This is a genomic window from Bradyrhizobium sp. SZCCT0148 (assembly GCF_018129985.1).
Taxonomy (GTDB): domain Bacteria; phylum Pseudomonadota; class Alphaproteobacteria; order Rhizobiales; family Xanthobacteraceae; genus Bradyrhizobium; species Bradyrhizobium japonicum_H.
In genome coordinates this window covers 63,990-86,605 of the sequence record NZ_JAFCKT010000009.1, presented here as the reverse complement: position 1 = coordinate 86,605, position 22,616 = coordinate 63,990, and the positions used below count along the sequence as shown (strand labels likewise).

General features: G+C 64.0%; 20 protein-coding genes and 1 pseudogene. 11 read left to right on the top strand and 10 right to left on the bottom strand.

All coding sequences use genetic code 11. The annotated features are described in order from the left end of the window. Window positions 1-151: 151 nt before the first annotated feature. From bamA to fabZ, 3 genes are all read left to right on the top strand, one after another. Entirely contained in the window at window positions 152-2,677 is a 2,526-nt protein-coding gene (bamA, locus tag JQ580_RS24160; protein WP_212282702.1) for an outer membrane protein assembly factor BamA, read from the top strand. A 125-nt stretch (window positions 2,678-2,802) separates the two neighbouring features. Then, window positions 2,803-3,870: a UDP-3-O-(3-hydroxymyristoyl)glucosamine N-acyltransferase gene (gene lpxD, locus JQ580_RS24155; RefSeq protein WP_212282701.1), complete on the top strand. Its 1,068-nt coding sequence runs from the start codon at window positions 2,803-2,805 to the stop codon at window positions 3,868-3,870. After that, window positions 3,867-4,328, top strand: a complete 462-nt coding sequence (gene fabZ / locus JQ580_RS24150) for a 3-hydroxyacyl-ACP dehydratase FabZ (protein ID WP_024341283.1) — start codon at window positions 3,867-3,869, stop codon at window positions 4,326-4,328. Before lpxD ends, fabZ begins: the two co-directional genes overlap by 4 nt. A 32-nt stretch (window positions 4,329-4,360) precedes the next feature. On the opposite strand, the gene JQ580_RS24145 is transcribed toward fabZ, so the two are convergent. Then, a complete protein-coding gene (locus JQ580_RS24145) occupies window positions 4,361-4,705 on the bottom strand; it encodes a KTSC domain-containing protein (protein ID WP_212282841.1) in 345 nt (114 codons plus the stop codon). Window positions 4,706-4,881: 176 nt separating this feature from the next. Here JQ580_RS24145 and lpxA point away from each other — a divergent pair, with 176 nt between their 5' ends. The 3 genes from lpxA to lpxB are packed head-to-tail and all read left to right on the top strand — an operon-like array spanning window position 4,882 to window position 7,740. Beyond that, window positions 4,882-5,673, top strand: a complete 792-nt coding sequence (lpxA, locus tag JQ580_RS24140) for an acyl-ACP--UDP-N-acetylglucosamine O-acyltransferase (RefSeq protein WP_212282700.1) — start codon at window positions 4,882-4,884, stop codon at window positions 5,671-5,673. A 19-nt stretch (window positions 5,674-5,692) separates the two neighbouring features. Further along, on the top strand, window positions 5,693-6,550 hold the full coding sequence (locus JQ580_RS24135) for an LpxI family protein (RefSeq protein WP_212282839.1): 858 nt from the start codon (window positions 5,693-5,695) through the stop codon (window positions 6,548-6,550). Continuing rightward, window positions 6,547-7,740, top strand: coding sequence for a lipid-A-disaccharide synthase (gene lpxB, locus JQ580_RS24130; protein ID WP_212282699.1), 1,194 nt, complete (start codon window positions 6,547-6,549; stop codon window positions 7,738-7,740). Before JQ580_RS24135 ends, lpxB begins: the two co-directional genes overlap by 4 nt. A gap of 84 nt (window positions 7,741-7,824) precedes the next feature. Here the strand turns inward: lpxB and JQ580_RS24125 are convergent, their stop codons facing one another. The 8 genes from JQ580_RS24125 to gltX all read right to left on the bottom strand — a co-directional run bounded on the left by JQ580_RS24125 (window position 7,825) and on the right by gltX (window position 17,074). Next, on the bottom strand, window positions 7,825-8,592 hold the full coding sequence (locus JQ580_RS24125; protein ID WP_212282698.1) for an SDR family NAD(P)-dependent oxidoreductase: 768 nt from the start codon (window positions 8,590-8,592) through the stop codon (window positions 7,825-7,827). Next, window positions 8,589-9,698 carry an ABC transporter ATP-binding protein gene (locus JQ580_RS24120; RefSeq protein ID WP_212282697.1) on the bottom strand — a complete coding sequence of 370 codons (1,110 nt, stop codon included), beginning with the start codon at window positions 9,696-9,698 and terminating at the stop codon, window positions 8,589-8,591. Before JQ580_RS24120 ends, JQ580_RS24125 begins: the two co-directional genes overlap by 4 nt. Window positions 9,699-9,708: 10 nt before the next feature. Beyond that, the gene (locus tag JQ580_RS24115; RefSeq protein WP_212282696.1) at window positions 9,709-10,566 is read right to left on the bottom strand and encodes a carbohydrate ABC transporter permease; all 858 of its coding nucleotides are present in this window, start codon (window positions 10,564-10,566) and stop codon (window positions 9,709-9,711) included. Next, window positions 10,559-11,482 carry a carbohydrate ABC transporter permease gene (locus tag JQ580_RS24110; protein ID WP_212282695.1) on the bottom strand — a complete coding sequence of 308 codons (924 nt, stop codon included), beginning with the start codon at window positions 11,480-11,482 and terminating at the stop codon, window positions 10,559-10,561. The genes JQ580_RS24115 and JQ580_RS24110 overlap by 8 nt, the downstream gene beginning before the upstream one ends. Beyond that, window positions 11,479-12,765 carry an ABC transporter substrate-binding protein gene (locus JQ580_RS24105; protein ID WP_212282694.1) on the bottom strand — a complete coding sequence of 429 codons (1,287 nt, stop codon included), beginning with the start codon at window positions 12,763-12,765 and terminating at the stop codon, window positions 11,479-11,481. Before JQ580_RS24105 ends, JQ580_RS24110 begins: the two co-directional genes overlap by 4 nt. Before the next feature lie 57 nt (window positions 12,766-12,822). Further along, on the bottom strand, window positions 12,823-14,001 hold the full coding sequence (locus JQ580_RS24100) for an ROK family transcriptional regulator (RefSeq protein ID WP_212282693.1): 1,179 nt from the start codon (window positions 13,999-14,001) through the stop codon (window positions 12,823-12,825). A gap of 195 nt (window positions 14,002-14,196) precedes the next feature. Continuing rightward, window positions 14,197-15,501, bottom strand: a complete 1,305-nt coding sequence (gene gltA, locus JQ580_RS24095; RefSeq protein WP_212282692.1) for a citrate synthase — start codon at window positions 15,499-15,501, stop codon at window positions 14,197-14,199. Between the two features lie 145 nt (window positions 15,502-15,646). Continuing rightward, window positions 15,647-17,074 carry a glutamate--tRNA ligase gene (gene gltX / locus JQ580_RS24090; protein WP_212282691.1) on the bottom strand — a complete coding sequence of 476 codons (1,428 nt, stop codon included), beginning with the start codon at window positions 17,072-17,074 and terminating at the stop codon, window positions 15,647-15,649. 144 nt (window positions 17,075-17,218) lie between these two features. Here gltX and JQ580_RS24085 point away from each other — a divergent pair, with 144 nt between their 5' ends. From JQ580_RS24085 to JQ580_RS24065, 5 genes and pseudogenes are all read left to right on the top strand, one after another. Then, entirely contained in the window at window positions 17,219-18,895 is a 1,677-nt protein-coding gene (locus JQ580_RS24085; RefSeq protein WP_212282690.1) for a glutamine--tRNA ligase/YqeY domain fusion protein, read from the top strand. Window positions 18,896-18,899: 4 nt separating this feature from the next. Beyond that, window positions 18,900-19,286, top strand: a complete 387-nt coding sequence (locus JQ580_RS24080; RefSeq protein WP_212282689.1) for a nuclear transport factor 2 family protein — start codon at window positions 18,900-18,902, stop codon at window positions 19,284-19,286. A 159-nt stretch (window positions 19,287-19,445) separates the two neighbouring features. Further along, window positions 19,446-19,676: a DUF2171 domain-containing protein gene (locus JQ580_RS24075; protein WP_212282688.1), complete on the top strand. Its 231-nt coding sequence runs from the start codon at window positions 19,446-19,448 to the stop codon at window positions 19,674-19,676. A 96-nt stretch (window positions 19,677-19,772) separates the two neighbouring features. Next, window positions 19,773-21,002: pseudogene (locus JQ580_RS24070) on the top strand (ComEC/Rec2 family competence protein); the annotation flags it as partial. A gap of 259 nt (window positions 21,003-21,261) precedes the next feature. Beyond that, on the top strand, window positions 21,262-21,936 hold the full coding sequence (locus JQ580_RS24065; protein ID WP_212282686.1) for a hypothetical protein: 675 nt from the start codon (window positions 21,262-21,264) through the stop codon (window positions 21,934-21,936). Between the two features lie 13 nt (window positions 21,937-21,949). Here the strand turns inward: JQ580_RS24065 and JQ580_RS24060 are convergent, their stop codons facing one another. Beyond that, complete coding sequence (locus JQ580_RS24060) at window positions 21,950-22,594, bottom strand: hypothetical protein (protein ID WP_212282685.1); 645 nt, start codon at window positions 22,592-22,594, stop codon at window positions 21,950-21,952. Window positions 22,595-22,616: the final 22 nt, after the last annotated feature.

Below are 22,616 nucleotides of genomic sequence, written 5' to 3'. Positions count from 1 at the left end.
TGAGCAACGTCTTGGAATGAAATTGAAATTACGACGCTTTCGGCCGTTTGCGGCGTCGGTGAAATTGGCTACAAGCGGCCCTGAACTTGGGGAATCTCCGGACCGGCGTTGGGGTTGGGTCTGGCTCGGAATGATAAGGGCGCGTTGCGCAATGAAGTTTGGACTGCGACTCCGGGGGGGCTTGCTCGCAACCCTGATCATGTTCGGCGCGCCGGTGGTTGCCCCGGTCGGGGCTGTCTTTGTGCCTTCGTCTGCGTTCGCCCAGACCGTGCAGTCGATTTCCGTTGAGGGAAATCGCCGGGTCGAGGTGGAGACGATCCGCTCCTACTTCAAGCCGGGTCCGGGCGGCCGCCTGGATCAAGGCGCCATCGACGACGGCCTCAAGGCCCTGATCGAGACCGGCCTGTTCCAGGACGTCAGAATCAACCGTGGCGCCGGCGGCCAGATCGTCGTCTCCGTGGTGGAGAACCCGGTAATCGGGCGGGTCGCGTTCGAGGGCAACAAGAAGATCAAGGACGAGCAGCTCACGACCGAGGTCCAGTCCAAGGCGCGCGGCACCTTCTCCCGCGCCATGGTCCAGTCCGACACGCTGCGAATCGCCGAAATCTATCGCCGCTCCGGCCGCTACGACGTGCGCGTCACGCCCGAGATCATCGAGCAGCCGAACAACCGCGTCGATCTCATCTTCACGGTCGAGGAGGGCGCCAAGACCGGCGTCAAGTCGATCGAGTTCGTCGGCAACAACGCCTTCTCGTCCTACCGCCTCAGGGACGTCATCAAGACCCGCGAATCGAACCTGCTGAGCTTCCTGGCCAGCGGTGACATCTATGATCCCGACCGCGTCGAAGCCGACCGTGACCTGATCCGCCGCTTCTACCTCAAGAACGGTTACGCCGACGTCCAGGTGGTGGCCGCGCTCACCGAATACGATCCGGAGAAGAAGGGCTTCAACGTCACCTTCAAGATCGAGGAAGGATCTCAGTACCGCGTCGGTGCGCTCGACTTCCGCTCCAGCATTCCGAACTTCGATCCCTCGTCGTTGCGCGCCTATTCGCGCGTCAACGTCGGCTCGCTCTACAACGTCGAATCGGTCGAGAAGTCGGTCGAGGAGATGCAGATCGAGGCCTCGCGCCGCGGCTACGCGTTTGCCGTGGTCCGGCCCGGCGGCGACCGCAATTTCGAGGCGCACACCGTCTCCGTCGTGTTCAACATCGACGAAGGTCCGCGTACCTATATCGAGCGCATCAACCTGCGCGGCAACACGCGTACCCGCGACTACGTGATCCGCCGCGAGTTCGACATCTCCGAGGGCGATGCCTACAACCGCGCCCTGGTCGACCGTGCCGAGCGGCGCCTGAAGAACCTCGACTATTTCAAGAGCGTGAAGATCACGACCGAGCCCGGCTCGTCGAGCGATCGCGTGGTCCTGATCGTCGACATGGAAGAGAAATCGACCGGCGACTTCTCGATCTCGGGCGGTTACTCCACCACTGACGGCGCGCTGGCCGAAGTCTCGGTCTCCGAGCGCAACCTGCTCGGCCGCGGTCTGTTCGCCAAAGCGGCCGTCACCTACGGCCAATATGCCCGCGGTTACTCGCTGTCATTCGTCGAGCCGTATCTGCTCGACTACCGCGTCGCGCTCGGCCTCGACCTCTATCAGCGCCAGCAGCTGTCCAACAGCTACATCTCCTACGGTACCAAGACGCTCGGCTTCTCGCCGCGCCTCGGTTTCTCCTTGCGTGAAGACCTGTCGCTGCAGCTGCGCTACTCGGTCTACCAGCAGGAAATCACGCTGCCGTCCTACCTGGCGAACTGTAACAACGACCCGCTCTCCGCGGCGTTCAACCCGAGCCCGGCGTTCTCCGCGGCCACCGGTATTCCCTTGGCTGGATCCACCAACGGCCTCGGTTGCTACAGCGATGGCGAAGCCTCGCTGCCGGTCCGCAAGGAGCTGGCCAACGGCAAGACGCTGACCTCGGCGCTGGGCTACTCGCTGAGCTACAACACGCTGGACAACAACAAGAACCCCACCGACGGTCTGCTCGTCGACTTCCGCCAGGATTTCGCCGGCGTCGGCGGCGACGTCTCCTACCTGAAGTCGGTCATCGATGCGAAGTACTATACGCCGCTGGTGTCCGACATCGTCGGCCTGGTCCGCTTGCAGGGCGGCATGCTGAACAAGATGGGCAGCGATCTGCGCATGCTTGATCACTTCCAGATGGGTTCGAACCTCGTCCGCGGCTTTGCCCCGAACGGCATCGGCCCGCGCGATTTGAACCCCTTCGGTACGCAGGACGCGCTTGGCGGCACCAAATACTGGGGCGCTTCGCTCGAACTGCAGATGCCGTTCTGGTTCCTTCCGAAGGAAGTGGGTCTGAAGGGTGCGGTCTATGCCGATGCCGGCGGCCTCTACGATTATAAGGGCCCGACGAGCTGGACGGCGACCAACGAAGTCAACGCGCCGGGCTGTATCCCGTCGACGATCAATCCGTCGACCACCGGCACCTGTACCGGCCTCGTGTACGACGACAGCAAGGTGATCCGCTCGTCGGTCGGTGTTGGCCTGATCTGGCAGTCGCCGTTCGGTCCGCTGCGCTTCGATTACGCCATTCCGCTCAGCAAGGGCAAATACGATCGCACGCAGGAGTTCCGGTTCGGCGGCGGCACCTCGTTCTAATTCGATCAGCACGGCACGATCCGGATCACCGGAGCCGGTTTCCGAAAAGGATCGTGCCAATCCAAGAGATGGAGCATGATGCGGCTTGACCGCTTCATGCCGAAGCCGGACCGCGACGGGGTGGAATGGCGCAGCCGAACTTTTTCACAAAGCCGCCTGCCTCGACGCTGGCTGACATTGCCACGCTGACCAAGGCGCAACTGGTCGATCCCGCCAGGGGCGGCCACATCATCACGGGCCTGGCTTCGCTGGACGAAGCGGGCCCGATGCATCTGGCGTTCTTCGACAACCTCAAATACGCCGATGAGCTCAAGGTGACCAAGGCCGGCGCTTGCCTGGTAAGCCCGCGCTTCGAGGCCCAGGTGCCGGCGCATGTGGCCGTGCTGCGGGTGGCGCAGCCGTTCCGGGCCTTCGTCAGGATCGCGCGGGAATGGCACGGCGAAGCGCTGAGGCCCCAATCCTGGGTCGGCAATGACGGCATCGCGCCGTCGGCGATCATCGATCCCTCGGCCCGGCTCGAGGACGGCGTGATCGTCGATCCCCTGGCCGTGATCGGCCCGGATGTGGAGATCGGCAGCGGTACGGTGGTCGGCGTCGGTGCGGTGATCGGGCCCGGCGTCAAGATCGGCCGGGACTGCAATGTCGGCGCGCGCACCGCGATCCAGTGTGCCCTGATCGGCAACAACGTGCTGATCCATCCAGGCTGCTCGATCGGCCAAGACGGCTATGGCTTCATTTTCTTCGGCCCGGAGGGCCATCTGAAGGTGCCCCAGACCGGGCGGGTGCTGATCCAGAACGATGTCGAGGTCGGCGCCGGGACCACCATCGACCGCGGCAGCTTGCGCGACACCGTGATCGGCGAGGGCACCAAAATCGACAATCAGGTCCAGATCGGCCACAATGTCACGATCGGCCGGCACTGCCTGCTGGCGGCCCAGATCGGGCTCGCCGGCAGCCTGTCCATTGGCGACAACGTGGCACTCGGAGCAAAGGTCGGCATCAACAACCACCTCAAGATCGGGGATGGTGCCCAGGTGACCGCGATGAGCGGCGTCAAGGACGACATTCCGCCAGGCGGCCGCTGGGGTGGTTTTTTCGCCAAGCCGACCAAACAATGGTTCAAGGAGATCATCGCGGTGGAGCGCTTGGTACGCGACAGCAGGGCTGATCCGAAGAATGAGGAACGGGAATGACGGCGGAATCACCTGTCAAGTTCGAGCTGGTGGACATCAATGCGATCCTCCAGACCCTGCCGCACCGCTTTCCCATGCTGCTGATCGACCGCGTGATCAACATCCGCGCCGACTATAGCGGCATCGGCATCAAGAACGTCACCTTCAACGAGCCGGCCTTCCAGGGGCATTTCCCTGAGCGGCCGGTCTATCCCGGCGTCATGATGATCGAGGCGATGGCGCAGACCGCGGGCGTGATCGGCATCAAGTCGGTCGAAGGCACCGAGAAGCCGCGTGCGGTCTATTTCCTCACCATCGACAAGTGCAAGTTTCGCAAGCCGGTGCTGCCCGGCGACACCATCGAATATCACATGCGCTCGCTCGGCCGCCGCAAGGCGATGTGGTGGTTTCACGGCGACGCCAAGGTCAACGGGCAGGTGGTCGCGGAAGCCGACGTCGGCGCCATGCTGACGGACTAAAGCGCCGTCCAGCCGAAGGGGCCGGAGCGAGATCAACTGCGCAGGACGCGTTCGTGCGTAGGACAGGTGTACCGGCCGCCCGTGACATCGCGCTTGATAGTCTGGTTGAAGAACTGGCCCATCGACGGGGCGCTCAGGAGGCGCTCGACAGTGTCCGCCGTCACGCCGCAATAGCGGTCATAGGCGCCGTGAGCCGCGACGATAAGGTGCTGCTTCGCGGGATCGTAACAGACCCGCTGCAGCACCGTGCTGCGGGTGATGTCGCGGCATTCGAAGGTCTTGAGATCGACGAGGCGATGGTCGGCGGTCTCGACCTTCTCGGACACGACCGGCGCGGTTGCCAGCTGTGCGAGCAGGATTGCCAGGGCTCTGACCACGATGACTTCAAGCTCCACATGAACGCGTTGAGGTGCTGCGACGGCCGGCTCATCCGGTGCCTGAAACATGTCGAGACGAGACGTCACTGGACAGATCGGGCATAACCGCGCTAACCACCGGAAAGTTGAGCGACTTCAACACCTAATCAGACCTTCTTGATGAGTCAGATTGCTTGATGAGTAAGATTGATCCTACCGCACGGGTCGAGGACGGCGCCGTGATCGGCGAGGGCACCGAGATCGGGCCCTTCTGCATCATCGGCCCCCACGTCGTGATCGGCAAGAACTGCAAGCTGATCGGACATGTGCACATCACGGCGCAGACCACCATCGGCGACGATTGCACCATCTACCCCTTCGCCTCGCTCGGCACGCCGCCGCAGTCGCTGTCCTACCGTGGCGAGCTGACCAGGCTCACCATCGGCTCGGGCTGCACCATCCGTGAGTCCGTGACGATGAATGCCGGCACCGTCGCCGGCGGCGGCATCACCACGGTCGGCGACCGCGGCTATTTCATGAACTGCAGCCATGTCGGCCATGACTGCCATGTCGGCAACGACGTGATCTTCGCGACCTCGGCGACACTCGGCGGTCACGCCGAGATCGGTGACTTCGTCTTCATCGGTGGCCTGTCCGCGGTGCACCAGTTTACCCGCATCGGGCCGCAGGTCATGGTCGGAGGCGTCTGCGGCGTGCGCGACGACATCATCCCGTTCGGGCTGGTCAACGGCCAGTATGCGGTGCTGGAGGGCCTCAACATCATCGGCATGAAGCGGCGCAAGTTCACCAAGCAGCGGCTGGCGACGGTGCGCGGGTTCTACCAGAAGCTCTTCCATGGCCCCGGTACCTTCGCCGAGCGGCTGGAGGCATCTCGGCCGCTCGCGGGCGAAGATCCTGCGATCGCCGAGATCCTCGACTTCATCGGCAAGGGCAAGCGCCCGCTCTGTCTTCCCGCCATCGCAAAGTGATCCGGGAATGGCCGCGGGCATGACATCGGCGGCGTCGGAGATTGCATCGCCGGTCGGCATCGTCGCCGGCGGCGGCGCGATGCCGTTCGCGGTCGCGGAATCGCTCGCCGCCCGCGGTATCACGCCGGTGCTGTTTCCGCTGCGCGGGGCCTGCGATCCGGCGCAGGTAGAGAAGTTCCGCCATCGCTGGATTTCGGTCGGCCAGCTTGGCCGTGCCATGCGGCTGTTCCGCGAGGAGGGCTGCCGCGACCTGATCTTCATCGGCACGCTGGTGCGGCCCTCGCTGACCGAAATCAGGTTCGACGTCACGACGCTGCGCCTGCTCGGCAACGTCATCCGCGCTTTCCGCGGCGGCGACGATCATCTGCTGTCCGGTGTCGGCCGCATCCTCGAGCAGGGCGGCTTTCGCATGGTCGGCATCAAGGACGTCGCGCCGGATCTGCTGATGCCCGAGGGCTGCATCAGCCGCGCCTGGCCGAACGACAACAGCAAGACCGACATCGCGCGCGGTCGCGCGGTGCTGACCGCGCTCGGCCCGTTCGATATCGGCCAGGCCGTGGTGGTGATCGACGGCCATGTGGTGGCGGTGGAGGACATCGAGGGCACCGACGCGCTGCTCGCGCGCGTCGCTCGGCTGCGCGAGGAGGGGCGCATTCGCGCGGCCGCCGGCCGGGGCGTGCTGGTCAAGGCGCCGAAGAGCGGCCAGGATCTGCGCTTCGACCTGCCGACGATCGGCCCGCGCACGCTCGAAGGTGTCGCGGCGGCCGGCCTTGCCGGCATCGCCGTCATCGCCGGCAACACCATCGCCGCCGAGCCGCAGGCGATGATCGGGCTGGCCGACACGAAATATCTCTTCGTCATCGGTCTGCCGGCGTGATGCAGTCGCGCGATCCCAAGCGCAAGATCTTCCTGATCGCCACGGAGGAATCCGGCGACCGGCTCGGCAGCGCCCTGATGAAGGTGCTGCGCCAGCGCCTCGGCGACGGCGTGCAATTCGTCGGCGTCGGCGGCCGCACCATGGCGCGCGAGGGGCTCGAAACGCTGTTTCCGATCGAGGAGCTGTCGATCGTCGGCTTCGCCGCAGTGGTGCAGCAATTGCCGAAAATTCTGCGGCTGATCCGGCAGACGGCCGACGCCGTGACCGAGGCCGCGCCGGACGCGCTCGTCATCATCGACAGCCCCGATTTCACCCATCGTGTTGCCCGCCGTGTGCGCGCGACAAATCCGGCGATCCCGGTCGTCGATTACGTCTCCCCGCAACTGTGGGCGTGGCGGCCGGGGCGGGCGCGGACCATGCTCGGCTATGTCGACCATGTGCTTGGTCTCCTGCCGTTCGAGCCGGAGGAGTACCGCAAGCTCGGCGGACCGCCCTGCAGCTATGTCGGCCATCCCCTGGTCGAGCAATTGCCCTCGCTGCGACCGAACGCGGAGGAGCAGGCGCGCCGGGATGGCGAGCCACCGGTGCTGCTCGTGCTGCCCGGCAGCCGCCGCAGCGAGGTCCGGCACCACCTCGACGTCTTCGGCGCGACGCTCGGCCGCTTGCAGGCCGAAGGCCGCGCGTTCGAACTGGTGCTGCCGACGATGCCGCATCTGGAAGCCACCATCCGCGAAGGCGTCGCGAGCTGGCCGGTCAAGCCGAGGATCGTGACCGGCGAAAACGAGAAGCGCGCCGTGTTCCGAGTCGCGCGTGCGGCACTGGCCAAATCCGGTACGGTGACGCTGGAGCTCGCGCTATCGGGGATTCCGATGGTGACGGCCTATCGCGTCGGCGCGATCGAGGCCTTCATCCTGCGTCGCGCGATCCGCGTGTCCTCGGTGATCCTCGCCAATCTCGTGATCGGCAGGGATGTCATTCCTGAGTTCCTGCAGGAGGATTGCACGCCGGAGAAGCTGGCGCCGGCGCTTCGTGATGTGCTGGCGGATTCCCCGCTGCGGCGGCAGCAGGTCGAGGCCTTTGCCCAGCTCGATCGGATCATGTCGACCGGCAACAAGTCGCCGAGCGTGCTGGCGGCCGATGTCGTGCTGGCGACGATGCGGAAGCGACGGCGCCACGACACGGATTCGTAAGGGGGCAAAGCGCAGCCACCATGACTTGCTCGGTGCAGAAAATAGTGGGCACGGCGCTTTGCGCCTTTGCCCACCCTGCAAAACCTACGCAAGTCCGCCATCAACGCGAAAGCACTGGCTGGTGATGCGCTGGCTTTCGTCGGAGGCGAGGAACAGCGCCATGTTGGCGATGTCCTCCGGCGTCACGGCATCCGGAACGGCCTGGCGCGAGCGCACCTCGGCGATGACCTTCTCGTCCGGATACCACAGCCGGCGCTGGCGTTCGGTGATGACCATGCCCGGTGCAATCGCATTGACGCGGATACGGTCGGGGCCGACCGATCGGGCCAGCGAGTTGGTGAACCCGACGATGGCCGCCTTCGCCGCGGCGTAGACCGGCAGCGCCGGGGCGCCGCGCATCCATGCGATCGAGGACATGTTGATGATCGAGCCGCCGCCGCGCGCCTGCATCTGTGGCACGACGGCCTGCGCGGCAAAGAAGACGTGCTTGAGATTGACGCCGATCGTCCAGTCGAACTCGGCGGGCGTCACTTCGCTCAGCACCTGGCGCTGATCGTTGGCGGCATTGTTGACGAGGACGGCAGCGTCGCCGAGCGCGCCGTGAACCTGCGCCATCGCGGCGCGCAAGGCGTCGATGTCCAGGAGATCGCAGCGCACGAACAGCGGTGTGTTGTCCGACGCCGCCGACACCTCTGCGACCAGCGCGCGGCCGGCCGCTTCGTCCAAATCGAGAAACGCAACGCGCGCTCCCTGGCCCGCGAAGGCGCGCACGAAGGCGGCCCCGATGCCGCTGGCGCCACCAGTGATCAGTACGACGCGGTCAGCGAGTCCGGCATAGTTCGTCTTTGTCATGCGATCAGTCGCTCCGTCTCGGGATCGAACAGGCAGATGCGCCGCGTATCGAGCGCGAAGGGGGCCGCCATCCCCGGCGGCGGGCGGATGTCAGGCGTGATGCGCGCCAGCGCAGACTCGCCGCCGAGCCGCAGCAGCACGATGGTTTCGGCGCCGGTGGGCTCGACCATCTCCACCGGCGCGTGGACGACGATGGGCGCATCGGCGGAGAACACCCGGTTGCCCTCCGCGATGCATTCCGGCCTGATCCCGAACACCACCTCGCGGCCCAGATAGGGTGCCGCCGCATCATATCCCTGCAGACGAAGACGGACTTCGTCCGGTCGCCCTGCGCCGATCACGACTACGGGCCCGCCGGCGTCTGCCTCGAGCCGCGCCGGCATGGTGTTCATCGGAGGCGAGCCCATGAAGCGTGCGACGAACAGATTGGCGGGATAGCGGTACACGGTATCGGGATCGGCAAACTGCTGCACCACGCCGCGGTGCATCACGGCAATCCGCGTCGCCATCGTCATCGCCTCGATCTGGTCGTGGGTGACATAGATGATGGTCGCGCCGATGCGCTGGTGCAGCCGCTTGATCTCCATCCGCATCTCGACGCGCAGTTTTGCGTCGAGATTGGACAGCGGCTCGTCGAACAGGAAGAGCAGGGGATCACGCACCAGCGCCCGGCCCATCGCCACGCGCTGGCGCTGGCCTCCCGACAATTGCGAGGGTTTGCGGCCGAGCAGCGGCTCGATCTGCAGCAGTCTGGCGACGTTCGCGACCGCTTTGTCCTGATCGGCCTTGGGTACGTGACGGCACTCCATGCCGAAGGTGATGTTCTGGCGTACCGTCATCGACGGGTAGAGCGCGTAGGACTGGAACACCATGGCGATGTCGCGGTCTTTCGGCGCGACGTCGTTGACGATGCGCCCGCCGATCTCGACGGTCCCTGCGCTCGGATGATCGAGCCCGGCAACGATATTGAGCAAGGTGGACTTGCCGCAGCCGGACGGCCCGACCAGCACCGTGAACTCGCCGCTTTCGATGTCGAGATCGATCCCCTTCAGCACCTCGAGATTGGCGTAGCGCTTCGACAGGGTGCGAATGCTCAGTGCTGCCATGACAACTCCATCATTTCACGGCCCCGGCAGTCAGGCCGCGGACGAAGTATTTGCCGCCGAGGAGATAGATCAACAGCGTCGGGAGCGCCGCGATGATCACTGCGGCGCTCTGCACGCCATGCTGCGGGATGTCTGCAACGGCGGCGGACAGCGCGATGAGAGCGGCGGTGACGGGCTGCTGCTGGCCGCTCGTGAACGTCACGCCATAGAGGAACTCGTTCCAGATATGCGTGAATTGCCAGATCACGGTGACGACCAGGATCGGCCCCGAGAGCGGCAGGATGATGCGCCAGAAGATGCGGAAGAACCCGGCGCCGTCGATGCGCGCGGCCCTGATCAATTCATGGGGAATGGCGACATAATAGTTGCGGCAGAACAGCGTGGTGAAGGAGAGCCCCTGGATGGTGTGGATCAGGACGAGGCCGGCGAGCGTGTTGATGAGGCCGATGTCGCGCAGCACGATGGTCCAGGGCAGCAGGCGCATCTGCTGGGGAAGGAACAGGCCCAGCGTCACGATGCCGTAGATCCAGGTGTCGCCGCGAAAACGCCAGAGCGACACGGCGTAGCCGGCGATCGCACCGAGCAGGGTCGAGAAGATCGTCGCAGGGATGGTGATGAGCGCAGAGTTCAGCATGTACGGCCGGATGCCGGCGCAGGTCTCGGCGACGCAGAAGCCGCTCCAGGCCGTCAGATAGTTGCTCCAGGCCCAATGCTGCGGCCAGCCGATCATCGAGCCCTGCGCGATCTCCTCGTTGCTGCGGAGCGAGTTCAGCACGACGACGGCGAGGGGCGCGAGCCATGCTGCCGCGATCAGCAGGACGACGAGGTAGATCAGAATCCGGCTCGGTGCGAAGGAGCTCTCACGCATGGGCGGCCCGCCGTCGCTGGATATAGCGCCACGCTGCATAGGGCAGCAGCACCGCGAGCAGAATGAGCAGCATGAGCACTGCCGCCGCCGCGCCGCGGCCGAGCAGGCTGCGCTGGAACATCAGGTCGTAGACGACGAGTGCCGGCAGTTGGGTGGCGATACCCGGGCCGCCATTGGTGAGCGCGCGGACGAGATCGAACGTCGAAATCGCGAACTGCAACTGGATCACGACGACGGTGATGGTGATCGGCCAAAGAGAAGGCAGAATGATGCGCCGGTAGATTCGAACGGGCCCGGCGCCGTCGATCTGCGCCGCCTTGATGATGTCGGCGTCGACGGAGCGGAGGCCAGCAAGGAACAGCGCCATGGCGAAGCCCGAGGATTGCCAGATCGCAGCGATCACGATGGTCCAGATCGCCATGTCGCGGTCGATCAGCCAGTCGAACTTGAAGGAGGTCCAGCCGAGGTCGTGGACCAGCTTCTGGATTCCGAGGCCGGGATTGAGCAGCCAGCTCCAGACCGTGCCGGTGACCACGAACGACACCGCGAGGGGGTAGAGAAAGATGGATCGCAGCACGTTCTCGCCGCGAATGCGCTGGTCGAGCAGGATCGCGAGGGCGAGGCCGGTCACCAGACTTAGCAGCACGAAGCTGCTGCCGAACAGCAGCAAATTGTCGAAGGCAATCTGCCAGTTCCGCGATGCCGCGACGGCCGAATAGTTGCGCAACCCCACCCAGCCGGAAACTGGAACGAGCGTGGACGGCGTGAACGAGATCCAGATCGTCCACAGCGAGAACGACACGAGGTGCGCGGCGGACAGCAGCAGCGGCACCCAGATCATCAGGTATTCGGGCAGCCGGCGCACCCATTCGGGAAGCGCCGGCCGGTCCGGTCTGATCGAGACGGCATTGGTCAACGTGCGCCCTCGACGGCCTCGGCGAGACGGGTGGCTGCCTGCTCGGGCTTGATCGTCTTGTCCTTCACGTACTCCGTGATGACGTCGATCATCGCGGCCGTCATGCCATTTTCCTGCGCCATGTTGTGCGCCATGCTCAGAAGGGCTTGATTGCTTGCGATAGCGCTCTTCAGGGCGGCCGAGGTCGTTCGTTGCCCTTCGGACCAGCCTTCGCCGGACAGATCGACATCGGTGCGGACCGGGATCGATCCCGTGATCTGCGAGTACATCGTCTGGATCGCGGGATCCATGACGAGCTGGGCCATCAGCGTCTGGCCCGCTTGCAGGTCTGCCTCCTTGCGCTGCCAGAAGATGAAGGCGTCGGCGTTCAACAGGAAGACCGGCTTGCCATTGTCGGTCGGGCCCGGCGCGATCGTGAAGTCCTCGAACTTGAATCCGGCGTTGCGCAATACGCCCTGCGCCCAGCCGCCCATGATCATCATGCCCATGTCGCCGTCGACGAAGCGCTTGAGGTTGGTCGAGAAGTGCTGGGCGCCGACGTTGGGATCCATCCAGTCGGCGATCCTGCGCACCTGCGCGAACGCAGCCTTGATCTCGGGGCCGGCCAGGGCCTTCTTCTCGAGATTCATGATGGCCGCGCGGTATGCGAGTGGACTGATGCCGGCGAGGGCGGCCTCGAATTTTTGTCCGTCGTCCGGGCGGGTTCCGCCGTTGGCGATGGGCGAGGCGACACCGCCCGCTTTCATCTTCTCCGCGAGCTCGTTGAAGTCAGCCCAGGTGACGGGGATCTTGTCCGCCTTGGCCTTGTCCATCGCGCGCTTGGACAGGAACAGCATGTTGGTGCTGTAGACCTGCAACGGCAGGGCGATCCACTTGCCGGCCGGCTTGTGCAGTTTCGCAAGGTCCGGAGCGACGACCTTCTCGTAGCCGGCGGCGGCGACCACGGCGTCGAGATCGACAGTCGGGGCGATCTTCGACCAGGCCGCAATCTCGGGACCCTTGAGCTGCGAGCAGGCCGGGGGATCGCCAGCCATGATCTGAGCGCGCAGCTTGTTCATCATCTCGGTGGTGAACCCTGGCACGGGCGAGTGCTGCCAAATCCCGCCTTTCTCCTCGAACTTCTTGCCGAGCGCGGTGATGGCCGCCCCGTCGCTGCCCGCGGACCATTGCGAGATCGCAGTCAGGCGAGGCTTGACCGCGCCTTGCGCGCGGGCAAAGGCCGGCAGTGCGAGCGCGGCGGCGGATCCAGCGAGCAGTCGGCGCCTTGTTGTCGTGATCGGCATGGCAGTTCCTCCCGGTGTGAATTCTCTTGCGCGTGAGCCGCGCAGCTTCAGGCCATCTCAGGCGGCCTCCGTCGAGGCGGCCGGCATGCCGCCGCGGCAGGCGAGGCAGAACGCGGCGAAGGCGAGTGCTGCCCTGGGATCATTGCCGTTCGACGGCGGCACGAAGGCCAGCGACACCCGCGCATGATCGCGGCCGCCGAGCAGGCAGGCATCGACGCCGTCGACCAGCGCTTTCCGATCGCTGTCCGCAAGGAGCGAGGGCCAGCCGGAGATGGCGACGCCGTGGCAGGGCTTGACGTTCAGCGTGTTGCCGATCGCGAGCCCAAGGCGATACAGGCGATGCCGCAGCTCCTGGCGCACGCGCGAGGAGATCGGGATCGCGGCGACCCAATCGTTGCCGAGCTGGAGCAAGTCCGGCTCGGGCACGCCGAGCAGCTCGGCCAGTGCCGGAAGCGACGTGAAGGCCTCGACACAGCCGATGTGGCCGCAGCGACAGCGCGGTCCGCCTTCGCCAAACACCATGTGACCGAGTTCGATCGGCTGGAGCGTGTCGGTCTCGACAGGATCACCCATCCATGCGCCCGCAACGCCATGGCTCACAAAGACGAACAGGTGCGTGTCACTGAACGGATAGTTTTCCGTGCGGCAACGATGGAATGTGGCGTGCGCAACGACTGAATTGGTGAACTCGACGGGCACGCCGGCGAACATCTCGCCGAACATGTCGCTGATGCGCCCGACGTCACAGGGAATGATGGGGTTGACCGAGGCGCTCAGCCGGCCAAGGCCCGGAACAGAGACGCCGACCTGCGAGAGGACGACGCGGCGGCGCCGCGTCCAGTCGCGCAACAATGTCATCGCTTCGCGAAACACCCGGCCGACGGTCTCGGCGGTCGGCGTCTTCGGCAGCTTCATGCGCTCGGCGTAGTGCAATTCGCCCGACAGGCCGCCGACGCCGAAGCCGAGGTGCTGCGCCGTCAACTCGAAGGCCGCGAGCGCGACCGAGCCGTCCAGCGACACCAGGCCGGTCGGGCCGCCGACGTAGGGGGCAGGGCGCCGCACTTCCTCGATCAGGCCTTCGGCTTTCAGGTCAAGCAGGATACGCGACAGGCTCGCTTCCGACAGGCGCACGGCCTTCGCCAGCGGCGGGCGGAACGAGCCGCCCGACTGAAGCAGATGAGTCAAAATGGCAGCACGTGTCTGCCGCCGACTTCTCGGCTGCTCCGGCATTTCCATCCCTGGCGTCATTCTTACTTAGAGTAAGAATTTGCGCGCGGAGGGCTCTGACTGTCAAGGCGTTTGCGGCCGCAACCGCGGACTTGTTGTTGTGCGCGGCAGCAAGTGTGTGACGACTCGATTGGTCCATCGACACAAACGAAAACGGCGCCATCCTGCGATGGCGCCGTTGCGAAAGCCGTATCGGCTTGGAGCTTACTTGCGGTCCTTGATCGCCACGTAGTCGCGGCGGGTGACGCCGGTGTAGAGCTGGCGGGGACGGCCGATCTTCTGCTGCGGGTCCTCGATCATCTCGCTCCACTGGCTGATCCAGCCGACGGTGCGGGCGACCGCGAACAGCACGGTGAACATCGAGACCGGGAAGCCCATCGCCTTCAGCGTGATGCCCGAATAGAAGTCGACGTTCGGGTACAGCTTGCGGTCGATGAAGTACTGGTCGCTGAGCGCGATCTTCTCGAGCTCGAGCGCCACCTTCAGCATCGGATCGTCGCCATGGCCGGTCTCCTTGAGCACGGCGTGACACATCTTCTGCATGATCTTGGCGCGCGGATCGTAGTTCTTGTAGACGCGATGACCGAAGCCCATCAGGCGGACTTCGGAGTTCTTGTCCTTCACCTTGGCGATGAATTCGGGAATCTTGTCCACGGTGCCGATTTCAGCGAGCATCGCCAGCGCTGCTTCGTTGGCGCCGCCATGCGCCGGGCCCCAGAGGCAGGCGATGCCGGCGGCGATGCAGGCGAACGGGTTGGCGCCCGAGGAGCCGGCGATACGCACAGTCGAGGTCGAGGCGTTCTGCTCGTGGTCGGCGTGCAGGATGAAGATCTTGTCCAGCGCGTCGGCGAGCACCGGGTTGATCTTGTAGTCCTCGCACGGCACGGCGAAGCACATGTTGAGGAAGTTCTCGGAGAACGACAGCGAGTTCTTCGGATACACGAAGGGCTGGCCGACCGTGTACTTGTAGGCCATCGCCGCCAGCGTCGGGATCTTCGCGATCATGCGCATGGACGCGATCATGCGCTGCTTGGGATCGTTGATGTCGGTCGAGTCGTGATAGAACGCGGCGAGCGCGCCGACGGAGGCCACCATCACTGCCATCGGATGGGCGTCGCGGCGGAAGCCCTGGAAGAAGCGGGCCATCTGCTCGTGCACCATCGTGTGATGGATCACGCGGTCGTCGAAATCCTTCTTCTGCGCGGCGGTCGGCAGGTCCCCGTAGAGCAGGAGATAGCAGGTCTCCAGGAAGTCGCCGTTCTCGGCGAGTTGCTCGATCGGGTAGCCCCGGTACTCCAGCACGCCAGCGTCGCCGTCGATGTAGGTGATCTTGGACTGGCAGCTCGCGGTGGAGGTGAAGCCGGGATCGTAGGTGAACAGGCCGGACTGGCCGTAGAGCTTGCCGATATCGATGACATCAGGCCCGACGCTGCCGCTATGGATCGGGAGATCGTAGTTCTTGTTTCCGACCGTCAGAGTAGCGGTCTTATTGCTTGATTTTGCGTCCATCAGAGGTCCCCGATGTATGGTGAAACGGGCCGGAGCCGGAGGCCCCTTTGAGAGATGATGGGGCAGGCCGGATGTTCCAGAAGTACGGAGGAGATGGGTATATTATTGCTGTGTGCGCTGCAAGATCACCCCACGCATGCTCGACTTACGTCGTAGACTGATCCTTAAGCCGGCCGAGGCTTTCCTGGCGTCCCAGGACGTCCAAAACCTCAAATATACCAGGCGACGTCGTCCGCCCGGTCAGCGCGGCCCGCAAGGGTTGGGCGACCGCGCCGAGCTTGAGGCCGTTTTCCTCGGCAAAAGCACGCAGCGCGGCTTCGGTGGCGGCGCCGCTCCACGTCTCGACTTTCTCCAGCGCGGAATGTAGCTGGCCGATCAGCTTGCGGTTCTCCGGCGTCAGCAGCGCTTGCGCCTTGGGATCGAGCTCCAGCGGCCGGTCGGCGAAGATGAAATAGGCGCTGTCGATCAGCTCGATCAGCGTCTTGGCGCGCTCCTTCAGGGCCGGCATGGCCTTGAGAAGCTGGGCGCGCGTGGTGTCGTTCAACTTGGCCTTAAGCTCGTCGCGCGCGGGCACGACATGGTCGAGCACGTCCTCGAACATCTTCACGAGTGATTGATCGTCGGCGTGGCGGATGTAGTGGCCGTTGAGGTTTTCCAGCTTGGCGAAATCGAACCGGGCGGCGGCGCGGCCGACGCTGGCGAGGTCGAACGCCGCGATCATCTCCTCGGTCGAGAAGATCTCCTGGTCGCCATGGCTCCAGCCGAGCCGGACGAGGTAATTGCGTAGCGCGGCCGGCAGATATCCCATGGCGCGGTAGGCGTCGACGCCGAGCGCCCCGTGACGCTTGGAGAGCTTCGAGCCGTCCGGGCCGTGGATGAGCGGGATGTGGGACATGTTCGGCAGCGCCCAGCCCATCGCATCGTAGATCTGCTTCTGGCGCGCGGCGTTGATCAGATGATCGTCGCCGCGAATGACGTGGGTGACGCCCATGTCATGGTCGTCCACCACCACCGCGAGCATGTAAGTGGGATTGCCATCGCCGCGCAGCAGCACGAGATCGTCGAGATTTTCGTTCTGCCAGACCACGCGGCCCTGCACCTGGTCCTCGATCACGGTCTCGCCGGTTTGCGGCGCGCGGAGCCGGATCGTCGGCTTGACGCCGGACGGGGCTGTCGCGGGATCGCGGTCACGCCACAGGCCGTCATAGAGGCGGGTGCGGCCTTCCGCGCGCGCCTTCTCTCGCATGGCAGTCAGCTCCTCGGCGGTGGCGTAGCAGCGGTAGGCCTTGCCGTCGGCGAGCAGCTGTTCGGCAACCTCGCGGTGGCGCGCGGCGCGGCTGAACTGGTAGATGACCTCGCCGTCCCAGCCGAGATCGAGCCATTTCAGGCCGTCGAGGATGGCGCCGATCGCCGCCTCGGTGGAGCGCTCCCGATCGGTGTCCTCGATCCGCAGCAGCATCTTGCCGCCGTGCTTCTTCGCATAGAGCCAGTTGAACAGCGCCGTGCGGGCGCCCCCGATATGGAGGAAGCCGGTCGGGGAGGGAGCAAAGCGGGTGACGACGGGGGAGGTCATTCTTGGCAGGGCCTATGCATTGGGAGCGGTGGTATATATCAGGACCCGAGCATAACTAAAGCCCGGCGGCACTTCCCTTAAACCCTTGGCTCAGCCACGCGAATTTGGCAGAAGGACCGCTGATTTCCCTACAGGATTTTCGTAATGACAGAACCGGTGGCGAACGAGGTTGGGCGCGATTTCATTCGTGACATCATCCAGGCCGACCTCGATCAGGCCAAGTACAAGGAGATCGTGACCCGGTTCCCGCCGGAGCCGAACGGCTATCTCCATATCGGCCACGCCAAGTCGATCGCGCTCAATTTCGGCATCGCCCAGGAGTTTCCGGGCCGCTGCCATCTGCGCTTCGACGATACCAATCCGGTCAAGGAAGAGCAGGAATATATCGATTCCATCCAGGCCGACGTGCGCTGGCTCGGCTTCGACTGGGGCGAGAACCTGTTCTTCGCCTCGGACTATTTCGACCGCCTGTACGAATGGGCGGAGCAACTGATCCGCGACGGGCTCGCCTATGTCGATGACCAGTCCCAGGAAGAGATCCGCCTGGCGCGCGGCACGCTGACCGAGCCCGGCAAGAACTCGCCGTTCCGCGATCGCAGCGTTGACGAAAACCTCGACCTGTTCCGGCGGATGAAGGCCGGCGAATTCCCGAACGGCGCACGCGTGCTGCGGGCCAAGATTGACATGTCCTCGGGCAACATCAATCTGCGCGACCCTGTGCTCTACCGCATCCTGCACGCGCATCATCCGCGCACCGGCACCAAGTGGCACATCTATCCGAGCTACGATTATGCCCACGGCCAGTCGGATGCGATCGAGGGCATCACGCATTCGATCTGCACGCTGGAGTTCGAGGACCACCGACCGCTCTACGACTGGTTCATCGAGAAGCTGCCGGTGCCGTCCAAGCCGCATCAGTATGAGTTCGCGCGGCTCAATTTGACCTACACACTGCTGTCCAAGCGCGTTCTGACCCAGCTCGTGCGCGACGGCCATGTCGCCGGCTGGGACGATCCGCGCATGCCGACCATGGCGGGCATGCGCCGCCGCGGCGTGCCGCCGGCCGCTTTACGCGAATTCGTCAAGCGCATCGGCGTTGCCAAGGCCAACAGCGTGGTCGACGTCGGCATGCTCGAGTTCTGCATCCGCGAGGAGCTGAACCGCACGTCGCAGCGGCGGATGGGCGTGCTGCGACCGCTGAAGGTGGTGATCGAGAACTATCCGGAAGGGCAGACCGAAGAGCTCGAGGCGATCAACCATCCGGACGACCCCTCGGCGGGCACGCGGAAAATCACGTTCGGCCGCGAGCTCTATATCGAGCACGACGACTTCATGGAGAACCCGCCGAAGAAGTTCTTCCGCCTGTCGCCGGGCAACGAGGTGCGGCTGCGCTACGCCTATTTCGTCAAGTGCACCGGCGTGATCAAGAGCGACAAGGGCGAAGTGGTCGAGCTGCGCTGCACCTACGATCCCGCGACCAAGGGCGGCAATGCGCCCGATGGCCGCAAGGTGAAGGCGACCATGCACTGGCTGCCGGCGGCGACGTCCGTGCCTGCGGAAATCCGCATCTACAACCAGCTGTTCGCCAATCCGAGCCCGGACGCAGCAAACTTCGCGGCCGATCTCAACCCGAACTCGCTGGAGATCCTGCCTGACGCGCGGATCGAAGCATCGGTGGCGGAAAGCAACTCGACCGAGCCGATGCAGTTCGAGCGCCAGGGTTACTTCGTGCGCGACAAGGACTCCACGCCCGGCAAGCCGGTGTTCTCGCGCACCATCGGCCTGCGCGACACGTTCGCGAAGGAAGTCGCGAAGGGCTGATCACATGAGCAATGAAGCCGACGCCATCGTTTCCACCATCATCGCGAAATGGTGCGCCGGCTTCGCGGCCCTCGACGCGGCCGCGCTGTCGTCGCTCTATTCGAACAACGCGTTCTTCTTCGGCTCCAACCCGACGCTGTATCGGGGCAGGGATGGCGTCGCGGATTATTTCAACGGCCTGCCGCGCTGGCGCAAGCCGAGTGCCGTGTTCTCCGACGTGAACGCAGCGCAAGCCGGCCCCGATCTGATCAACATGGCCGCGACCATCACGTTCGACCTCGCCGGCGAGCGGGATGAACTCGTCGTCAAGATGAGCTGGGTCATCGTCCGTGAGGACGGCGATTGGAAGATCGTCAATCACCACGCTTCAGCGAAGGCGCCGCTGATCTAGCGGTCGTTCGATCGTGCTCGTCATTCCGGGCGCGCCACTTGGCGCGAGCTGTGATGCGCGATCGCGCATCATAGCTCGCGACTTCGTCGCGCTCCGGAATGGCGATTGAAACGAACGTCGGCTCGCCGCGTTGGCGTGGATACCAACAAGGATCCAACCATGAACATCGCAGAGCATATGGAAGTCATCGGCGCCGACGGCGTGCATGTCGGTACCGTCGACAAGGTCGAAGGCCATCGCATCAAGCTGACCAAGAAGGACAGCGGCGAGGGCAGCCACAAGGGCCACCATCACTTCATCGACAAGGGCCTCGTCGCCGGCGTCGAGGGCAACAAGGTGCGGCTGTCCGCCAACGCCGACGTGGCCGTGACCATGGAAGAGGAAAAGTAGGGCACGGCTTTCCTCGTTCCTGATTTGTGCCGCTATTCGGTTAGCCGCACGTTCCGGTAGCCTCCGCGACAGTCGCGTCGTGTAGGGTGCGGGGATATGGCGGAGCCGGGCCGGCCAGTACGGTCCCAGGGAGTTGCCGGGACGTGGCCGGTCGGCCGTCCTGCACCGGCCGGCGGCTTCGCGCCGGCGGTCTTTGGCGCTTGGCCGGCCATCGTCGAGACGCTACGCGCTTGGGCCCGCGCCGAGGCCGGCGCGGGGCGACTATTGCCGTGGGTGCCTGTCGCCTTCGGCGGCGGCATCGCGCTCTATTTCTCTGCAGATCATGAGCCGGTGCTGTGGGTTGTTGCCACGACGGCGATCGCCTTCCTGTTCGGCGCCATCCTGCTGCGGCGCAGCCGGCTGTTTGTGGCTGCGATCATGATCGCGGCGGTCGCTTCCGGCTTTGCCGTGGCAACCTGGAAGACGGCGCGCATTGCCCACCCTGTGCTGGCCAAGCCGCTCTATTCGGTATCGCTGTCCGGTTTCGTCGAGGCTCGCGACATCCGCGAGCGCACCGATCGTTTCGTGCTGCGCGTCACCGCGATGGAGGCCCAGCGCAGCGAAGTCAAGCTGGAGCGCGTCCGCCTGTCGGTGCGCAAGGGTACCGCGCCCGAGGTCGGCAGCTTCGTGCAGCTCAAAGCGCGGCTGATGCCGCCGCTCTCGCCGGTACGCCCCGGCAGCTACGATTTTTCGCGCGACATGTTCTTTCAGGGCATCGGTGCCTCCGGCTTCGTGATGGGTGCGATCACCGCTACGATCCCGCCCGATGCCGGCGGCCTGCGGCTGCGTTATGCGGCCTTCATGCAGGGCCTGCGCGATGCGATCGACACCCGCATCCGCGCCACGCTCGAGGGCGACAACCGCGCGATCGCGACAGCGCTGCTCACCGGGCGGCGCGATGCGATTTCCACGCCCGTCAACGACGCAATGTTCATCTCGGGGCTCGGGCACGTGCTCTCGATCTCCGGCTATCACATGGCAGTGGTCGCCGGCGTCGTCTTCTTTGCGGTGCGCGCTCTGCTGGCCTTGATCCCGGGGCTGGCGGCCGGCTTCGCCATCAAGAAATGGTCGGCCGCGGCGGCGCTGGTCGCGGCTGCGTTCTATCTGCTGCTGTCCGGTGCGGAGGTCGCGACGCAACGATCGTTCTTCATGACGGCGGTGGTGCTGATCGCGGTGATGGTCGATCGCCGCGCCATCACGTTCCGCACACTCGCGGTGGCTGCGCTGATCGTGCTCGCAGTCGCGCCGGAAGCGCTGGTGCATCCGAGTTTTCAGATGTCGGCGGCTTAGCCTTGATGATCTGGCGATGCATCATCAACCAATTGTAATTACGCGATTTTTCCGAATCTTCATGCGTATTTGGCAGTACGAAGACTGAACGAAAGTATCCTAAGTAAGCCGTAGGAGACCTAGACTCCCGGAAAAAGTCCCGGAATAGGTTCGCGTCCTGTTCAGGGTCAGAGGCCATCTGAGGTTTGTATCTGCCGCCTCTAGACCGGGGCAGCGCCCGTCTGCCACAACTAGCCCTAGAAGGGGGACGGCGGAAATGGGCGAGCCTCGAAAAGAGCGCGGATTATTTGGGTTGGTGGCGTCCAATTTGGACACTATCGCCGCCGTGGTTAAGTTCGTCCTCCCTGCATCATTTACCGGTGCAGTGGTGGGCTGGGCGACTTGGTTCGCAGGATTATTCCAACAGTACGCGCCCGCCTCATGGGTTATAGCCGGCGTATTAGGCGCATGGTTCGGCGCCGGGATCATTGTTCTTGCCGCCATCGCCAGGGAGAAGCTTCAGCTAATCAAATTCCGTAACAACGTGTTCGCGGCGTCCCAAATAAATCCGCTTGACCAAATGTTCACGGGAAGGAGATTGCGCCTAGTAGACCTAGCCCCGCCCGTTGGCGCTTTCATCGATAATAAAACTTTTACCGACTGCGAATTTATCGGACCCGCAAACGTCATGTTCCAAGGATGCAATTTTCTTGGAAGCGGCGGCGAAGTTGTCGATGGAATCGTTATCAAGCCCGGATTTCTGCCGAGCAATGGATTTGGTTTTAGGAATTGCACGTTCACCAGATGCAAGTTCTATCTGATGACCTTTATGGTCCCAGAGCCTGACTTTGCTTTCTTCAATACCACTCATGCAGGCTTGAATTGGATCACTGAAAAGCCAGACGAGCCATCGCTGCGATTGCCCCCGGTGACGCCCGAAAAACCAAAATAAATGGCTGAGGCGATTAAGGCTGGTGCTTCTGTTTTGTTAGATCGGTTGGATGGACTTGATCTAGGTGGTCACTTCTCTTCCCAACGGTTGGCAGAAGAGGTCTATCGGGCCATGGCATTGATTCGCTGTTTGGGCGACCTTGACCCATGAGCGCCAATGTTGCTTCGGCCGCGAAGCGGCGAAGGACAACGAAGCATCCCTCGTACCACTCGAATTCGGTGAAGATGTCTTTGCCTTGTAGTTTCGAGGCGTTCGGGTTGCCGTGCATGGTGTACGGCCCGATCTGCGGCGTGGCTCCAATAAAGCTGAACACCGGCGCGTGAATGGCGCTGTTCCGATTGTCGGTCAGGCTGTTCACCTTCTTGAGTATCCACTCAATATCCTCTTTCGCTTTGGGAAAGTCATCTGACCACTCGGAGTCTGCGGCGGCCACTTCCAAGGCTGCTTGCAACAGGTCGCGTTGGCTGCGGTCGCTCTTCAGAGCGTGCCAAAGACCCATGCCCATAGAATCATCCAGTCCTGTGATCATGCAGAACAGCAAGCCAAGTTGTTCTTGCATGTGGTTCCAGGAATGAGCCACCTTTCCCAAGGCGAGCATGTAGGGCTCGAGGGCGGCCTTCGCCGCTGCTATTTCCTTTTCGGTTGGTAGTTTTGCCATTTCGAAAAACCTGACGATCAGT